Genomic DNA, 6,374 nt, shown 5'->3' on the forward strand with positions numbered 1-6,374 from the left:
GGTCATTTGATGCCACGCGCCAATGCGGCCGCCGGCGCTGCCGGCGGCACCGTCTCGCTGCCCTACCTGCGCACCGTGCTCGACCACGGCGAGGCCGCCGGCATCGCGCCGGTCCGCCTGCTCGCGCTGGCCGGGCTCGATCCGGCGCTGTCCGACGCCGCCGCCGGTCCCGCCGCGCGCGTGCCCGCGGCCGACTACCTGGCCCTGCTCGACGCGCTCGCGCGCGCCACCGGCGACCCGCTGGCCGGGCTGCACGCGGGCGCCGGCTTCAAGCCGCGCCACTATGCGGAGATGGGCTACGTGGTGCTGACCACGCCGACCGTGCGCGAGGCCATCCTGCAAGGCATCCGCTATGAAGTGCTGGCCAACGACATCGGCCGCACCCGTCTGATGGAAACGGCGCGCGGCGCGTGCATGACGTGGGAGGCGCTGCACGGCCCGCTCTCGCGCCACGCGCACGAGCTGCACATGGCCACCTGGATCTGCTTCGCGCGCTGGCTGCTCGGCGAGGGCTTCTTCGCCGAGCGCATCGAGTTTCCGCACGCCGCGCCGCCCGGCGGCCATGCCGACGGTTATGCGCGGGTGTTCGGCTGCCCGGTGGCGTTCGACGCCGGCCGCCATGCCTTGCACATCGACCCGGCGCTGCTGGCGCGCCCCTCGCTGCAGGCCGACGCCGAGATGCAGGCGCAGATGGCGCGCATCGCCCAGGCCCAGTTGCGCGCGCTCGAGGCGGACGGCGGCGGCGAGATCGCGCAGGCGCGCGCGTTCATCGGCCACGCGCTGCCGCGCGGCGAGGTGCCCATCGCCAGCGTGGCCGCCCATCTGGGCCTGCCGGTGCGCACGCTGCAGCGGCGGCTGCAGGCGCGCGGCATGAACTACTCGGCGCTGGTCGACGGCGTGCGCCGCGCGCAGGCCGAGCACTACCTGGCCGATCCCGCCGTCAGCCTCGCGCAACTGGCCATGCTGCTCGGTTTTTCCGAGCAGAGCGCGTTCAGCCACGCATTCAAGCGCTGGACGCGGGAAACCCCGAACGCCTGGCGCCGGCGCGTGCTCGGCGGCGGGCGCGCCTAGGGCGTGCCGGTACCGGCAGCGGACTGGCCGGCGCCGTGCCCCCGCCTCCGGCGGTTTCAAACGCAGCAGTGGGTACGCTTGCCAGTGCAGCCAAAACACGCCTAGTCACCGTTTAATACGGCGAACGGCCCGCTAAAATCCGCTAAAAATTAGAGGCGACATTCCAATCCCGGCATTGACCCGCGCTGCCGCGCTGCCTACGATGACATCCATCAATGTCACAATCAATGATGTTGCGGCGCGTCAGGGCACCCCGCCCGGCGCGCCCGCGGCACGAGAGACAGCCTATGAACGCGCCAGCGGACCTGCCCCCCGAGTTGTCCACCGCCGGACCCCAGCCGCCGGGCCCCGGCGGCGCCGGTCCGACCCAGTATTGCGACATCGCCATCATCGGCAGCGGCTTCGCCGGGCTGGGTATGGCGATCCGCCTCAAGCAGGCGGGCCTGCACAACTTCGCCGTGTTCGAGAAGGCCGGCTCGGTCGGCGGCACCTGGCGCGACAACCACTACCCGGGCTGCGCCTGCGACGTGCAGTCGCATCTCTATTCGTTCTCGTTCGCGCCCAACCCGGACTGGTCGCGCATGTTCTCGCCGCAGCCGGAGATCCGCGCCTACCTGGAGCGCTGCACCGACCAGTTCCGCCTGCGCCCGCACCTGCGCCTGCGCCACGAGCTGCGCCGCGCCACGTGGGACGAGGCCAGCGGCACCTGGCAGCTGGAGATGGCCGACGGCAAGCGCGTGCAGGCGCGCGTGCTGGTGTCCGGCATGGGTGGCCTGAGCCGGCCCGCGTACCCGGCCATCCCGGGGCTGGAGCGCTTTCGCGGCGAGACCTTCCATTCGCAGCACTGGAGCCATGACTACGCGCTGGCCGGCAAGCGCGTGGCGGTGATCGGCACCGGCGCCAGCGCCATCCAGTTCGTGCCGCAGATCGCGCCGCGCGTGGCGCACCTGGACCTGTTCCAGCGCACCCCGCCGTGGATCATGCCCAAGCCGGACCGCACCGTTTCCGCGGCCGAGCGCTGGCTGTTCCGCCGCCTGCCGTTCACGCAGAAGCTGGTGCGCGGCGGCATCTACTGGATGCTGGAGTCGCGCGTGCTCGGCTTCGTGGTGCACCCCAGGCTGATGAAGGCGGTGGAGCGCATCGCGCGCGGCCACATCCGCCGGCAGGTGAGCGACCCCGCGCTGCGCGCCGCCGTCACGCCGGACTACACCATCGGCTGCAAGCGCGTGCTGATCTCCAACGACTATTACCCGGCGCTCGCGCGCGCCAACGTGGACGTGGTGACGGCGGGCATCGGCCACGTCGAGGAAGACGCCATCGTCATGCGCGACGGCAGCCGCCGCCCGGCCGACTGCATCATCTTCGGCACCGGCTTCCACGCCACCGACCCGATCCCGCGCGGCGCCATCCTCGGGCGCGGCGGCATCGACCTGCTCGATGCCTGGCGCGACGGCGCCGAGGCCTATCTCGGCACCACCGTGGCGGGCTTTCCCAACCTGTTCATGGTGGTGGGGCCGAACACGGGCCTCGGCCACAGCTCGATGGTGTTCATGATCGAGTCGCAGGTGAACTACATCCTCGGCGCGCTCAAGGCGATGGGCCGGCACCGCGTGCAGGCCATCGACGTGCGCGCGCCGGCGCAGCGCGACTACAACGCCGGGCTGCAGCGCAAGCTGGCGCGCGCGATCTGGTCCGAAGGCGGCTGCGCGAGCTGGTATCTCGATCCGAAGACCGGCAAGAACACCACGCTGTGGCCGGGCTTCACCTGGCAGTTCCGCCGCGCCACCGCGCGCTTCGACATGGCCGACTACGAGACCCGCTCGCTGATGCACCCGCAACTGTCCGCGGCCGCGCGGCAGCCGGCGCCGGCCGCCCAGGCATGAGCCGCGCATGAGCCGGGCAAGAAACAACCACCAAGAACAAACGACCCGCGAGGAGACTCCCGCATGAAGCAATTCAGGAACAAGGTGGCAGCCATCACCGGCGCCGGCTCCGGCATGGGCCGCGCGCTGGCCGTGGCGCTGGCGCGCGAAGGCTGCCAGCTCGCGCTGTCGGACCGCGACCAGACCGGCCTGGCGCAGACCGTGGGCGAGGTCATGCGCGCCGCGCCCGCGCTGATGGTCACGCAGCACGTGGTGGACGTGGCCGACCGCGCCGCCATGCATGCGTGGGCCGCGCAGGCCGCGCACGCGCACGGCCGCGTCAACCTGATCTTCAACAACGCCGGCGTGGCGCTGTCGAGCACCATCGACGGCATGAGCTACGACGATCTCGAATGGATCATGGGCATCAACTTCTGGGGCGTGGTGCACGGCACGAAAGCCTTCCTGCCGCACCTCAAGGCCAGCGGCGAAGGCCACGTCGTCAACACCTCCAGCATCTTCGGCATCTTCGCGCAGCCCGGCATGAGCGGCTACAACGCCAGCAAGTACGCGGTGCGCGGCTTCACCGAATCGCTGCGCCAGGAACTGGACCTGCTCGGCTGCGGGGTCTCCGCCACCTGCGTGCATCCGGGCGGCATCAAGACCAACATCGCGCAGGCCAGCCGCATCGCGCCCAACGTCGCCGGCTTCCTGGTCGAGAACGAACAGCAGGGCCGCGACGACTTCGAGAAGTTCTTCATCACCAGCGCCGACAAGGCCGCGCGCGTGATCCTCAACGGCGTGCGCCATGACCGCCGCCGCGTGCTGATCGGGCCCGACGCGGTGGCCGCCGACCTGATGGCGCGGCTGTTGCCCGCCGCCTACCAGTCGCTGGTGGTGCGCGAGGCGCGCCGCAAGAGCCCGCTCGGCAAGCCCGCGTCCGCGGGCGGCACCGTGGCGGCCAGGCCCGCCGGCGGCGCAGACGCGCCATGAGCCGCGCCGCCGCCGCGGACGCGCGCCTGCGGCGCCCGCCCGGCGCCTTCACGCGCTGGTTCGGCCAGGGCCGCATCGGCCTGTTCAGCCTGTCGCGCGAGACGCTGGCGCGCCGCTACGCGCTGCCGGCCTCGCGCTGGGTGCAGGTGATGGGCACGCTGGTCCACTACACCGACGAGGGCACGCCCGACGGCGAGCCGCTGCTGCTGATCCACGGCTTCGGCGCGTCGCTGCATACATGGCAGGGCGTGCTGCCGGCGCTGTCGCAGCGCTACCGCGTGCTGCGCGTGGACCTGCCGCCGTTCGGCCTGACCGGGCCGCTGCGCGACGCGCGCGGGCGCATCGCCACGATGGACGTGGACATGTACCGCCGCTTCATCGACGCCTTCTGCCAGGCCATCGGCCTGCGGCGCGCCAGCGTGATCGGCAACTCGCTCGGCGGCCTGATCGCGTGGGACCTCGCCGCGCGCCGCCCGGCCCAGGTCGACAAGCTGGTGCTGGTCGACGCGGCCGGCTTCCCGATGAAGCTGCCGCTCTACATCGCGCTGTTCAACCACGCGCCGGTGCGCTGGTCGGCGCCGTGGATGCTGCCCGAGGCCATCATCCGCGCCGCCACGCGCGACGTCTACGGCGACGCCGCGCGCGTGGACGAAGCCACCTTCCGCCGCTACGTCGATTTTTTCTACGCCGAGGGCAGCCGCGAGGCGGTGGGCCGCATGGTGCCCAGGCTCGATTTCGCGGCGCTCGACACCGACGCGCTGGCCGGCATCCGCGCGCCCACGCTGGTGCTGTGGGGCGAGCGCGACCGCTGGATTCCGCCCGCGCACGCGCAGGCCTTCGCCGGGCGCATTCCCGGCGCGCGCCTGCAGCGCTATGCCGGCCTCGGCCACGTCCCGATGGAAGAAGACCCGCAGCGCGTGGCGGCGGACCTGCTGCATTTCCTCGCCGAATGCGGCAACGTCGCGCAGCCCGCGCCCCACGCCATCCAAGCCTAGACAGGAGTTCCGATCATGATGCCAGTCCGACGCGATGTGCATCCCCACCTGCCCGCCAGCCGCATCGCCGACTGGCACGTGCGGGGCCGCCACGTCACCCATTTCGTCAACGCGCTGTCGATCTTCTTCCCGGCCGGCGAACGCTTCTTCATGGACAGCGTGCGCGCCTACCGCGACGACGTGGCCGACCCCGAACTCAAGCGCGCCATCGCCGGCTTCATCGGCCAGGAAGCGATGCACACGCGCGAGCACATCCTCTACAACCGCCTGATGAGCGAAGCCGGCCTGCCCGCCGCGCAGCTCGACAACACCGTGGCCAAGCTGCTCAACCTGCTGCGCCGCATCCTGCCGAAGTCATGGCAGCTCGCCCACACCATCGCGCTGGAGCACTACACCGCGATGCTGGCCGGCGGCCTGCTGGCGGACCCCGAGCAGATGGGTGGCTCCGAGCCGGGCTACCACCAGGTGTGGATCTGGCACGCGCTCGAGGAAACCGAGCACAAGGCGGTGGCCTACGACGTGTGGAACACGGTGATGAAGCCCGGCTTGTCGCGCTACCTGCTGCGCACCTTCACCATGCTGACCACCACCGCGACGTTCTGGGCGATGGTGTTCGTGTTCCACGTGCGGCTGGTGATGGCCGACCGCGAGTGCCGCAACAAGCTGCGTGGGTTTGGTGGGGTGATGTGGTTTCTGTGGGGCAAGCCGGGGGTGCTGCGCAGGATGATCCCGGAGTGGTTCGACTATTTCCGGCCGGGGTTTCATCCGTGGGATCACGATAACCGCGCGCAACTCGCGAGGATTGAGCCGCTGATCGCGGAGATTGAGGAGAATTCGCGGAGAGCGGGGGTTTCTTTGCGGGCGCCTTCTATTAGGGGGTCTTTTTAAGGGGGACGGTTTTGGGGTTCAAAGTCAAAGGCTTTAGCTTCAAGGTCAACGGCTTAACGTCAAAGTCAACATCAAAGTCAAAGGCTTAAAGTCAAAGGCTTTCGCGCCCCCGGCGCGACTTACTTTCTTTTATCCGAAAAGAAAGTAAGCCAAGAAAGCGGACTGCCTTGCCGGCAGGGGCAGAGCCGAACAGAGTTGCTTGGGTTGGTGGTTTCGTGGTGGGGTTGGCGGTTCTGCAGGGATTCTGCCGGTACCGGTTTTGGCGGCCACTGTCTCTCGGGTGGTGTTCGATTCGTGGTGGCGCTGCATGATGGCGTAGGCCCAGGCCCTTCGGGCTGCTGCCGCGACCGGGGCGGATGGGCTCGTCATAGGGACGGGGCTGGTTTCGTGGTGGGCGCGGTGGCCCCTGTTCGAGCGCGGTGCCGAACAGTTGAAAAGCAATCCCGGTTCCAGCAACCCCGCGCACCCGCGCTGGGTCCACCACGCCCACCACGAAACCATGAGGGTGCTATGTCGGGGTGGCTAAAACCGGCAACGGCAGATGCCCGAACCAGCAGTGCGCCCG

The 6,374-nt window shown here is 70.1% G+C and carries 5 protein-coding genes; all 5 read left to right on the top strand.

Annotated elements, in window-relative coordinates; translation table 11 throughout:
* Nucleotides 1–9: 9 nt before the first annotated feature.
* Nucleotides 10–1,071: an AraC family transcriptional regulator gene (locus KF708C_RS05295; RefSeq protein ID WP_020206615.1), complete on the top strand. Its 1,062-nt coding sequence runs from the start codon at nucleotides 10–12 to the stop codon at nucleotides 1,069–1,071.
* Nucleotides 1,072–1,358: 287 nt separating this feature from the next.
* A complete protein-coding gene (locus KF708C_RS05300; protein ID WP_156173737.1) occupies nucleotides 1,359–2,954 on the top strand; it encodes a flavin-containing monooxygenase in 1,596 nt (531 codons plus the stop codon).
* 63 nt (nucleotides 2,955–3,017) lie between these two features.
* A complete protein-coding gene (locus tag KF708C_RS05305; RefSeq protein WP_059410971.1) occupies nucleotides 3,018–3,926 on the top strand; it encodes an SDR family NAD(P)-dependent oxidoreductase in 909 nt (302 codons plus the stop codon).
* Nucleotides 3,923–4,921 carry an alpha/beta fold hydrolase gene (locus KF708C_RS05310; RefSeq protein WP_059410972.1) on the top strand — a complete coding sequence of 333 codons (999 nt, stop codon included), beginning with the start codon at nucleotides 3,923–3,925 and terminating at the stop codon, nucleotides 4,919–4,921. Before KF708C_RS05305 ends, KF708C_RS05310 begins: the two co-directional genes overlap by 4 nt.
* 15 nt (nucleotides 4,922–4,936) lie before the next feature.
* The gene (locus tag KF708C_RS05315) at nucleotides 4,937–5,809 is read left to right on the top strand and encodes a metal-dependent hydrolase (RefSeq protein ID WP_029044375.1); all 873 of its coding nucleotides are present in this window, start codon (nucleotides 4,937–4,939) and stop codon (nucleotides 5,807–5,809) included.
* The last annotated feature ends 565 nt before the right edge of the window (nucleotides 5,810–6,374 follow it).

This window comes from Cupriavidus basilensis (assembly GCF_000876015.1).
In the GTDB taxonomy this organism is placed as follows: domain Bacteria; phylum Pseudomonadota; class Gammaproteobacteria; order Burkholderiales; family Burkholderiaceae; genus Cupriavidus; species Cupriavidus basilensis_B.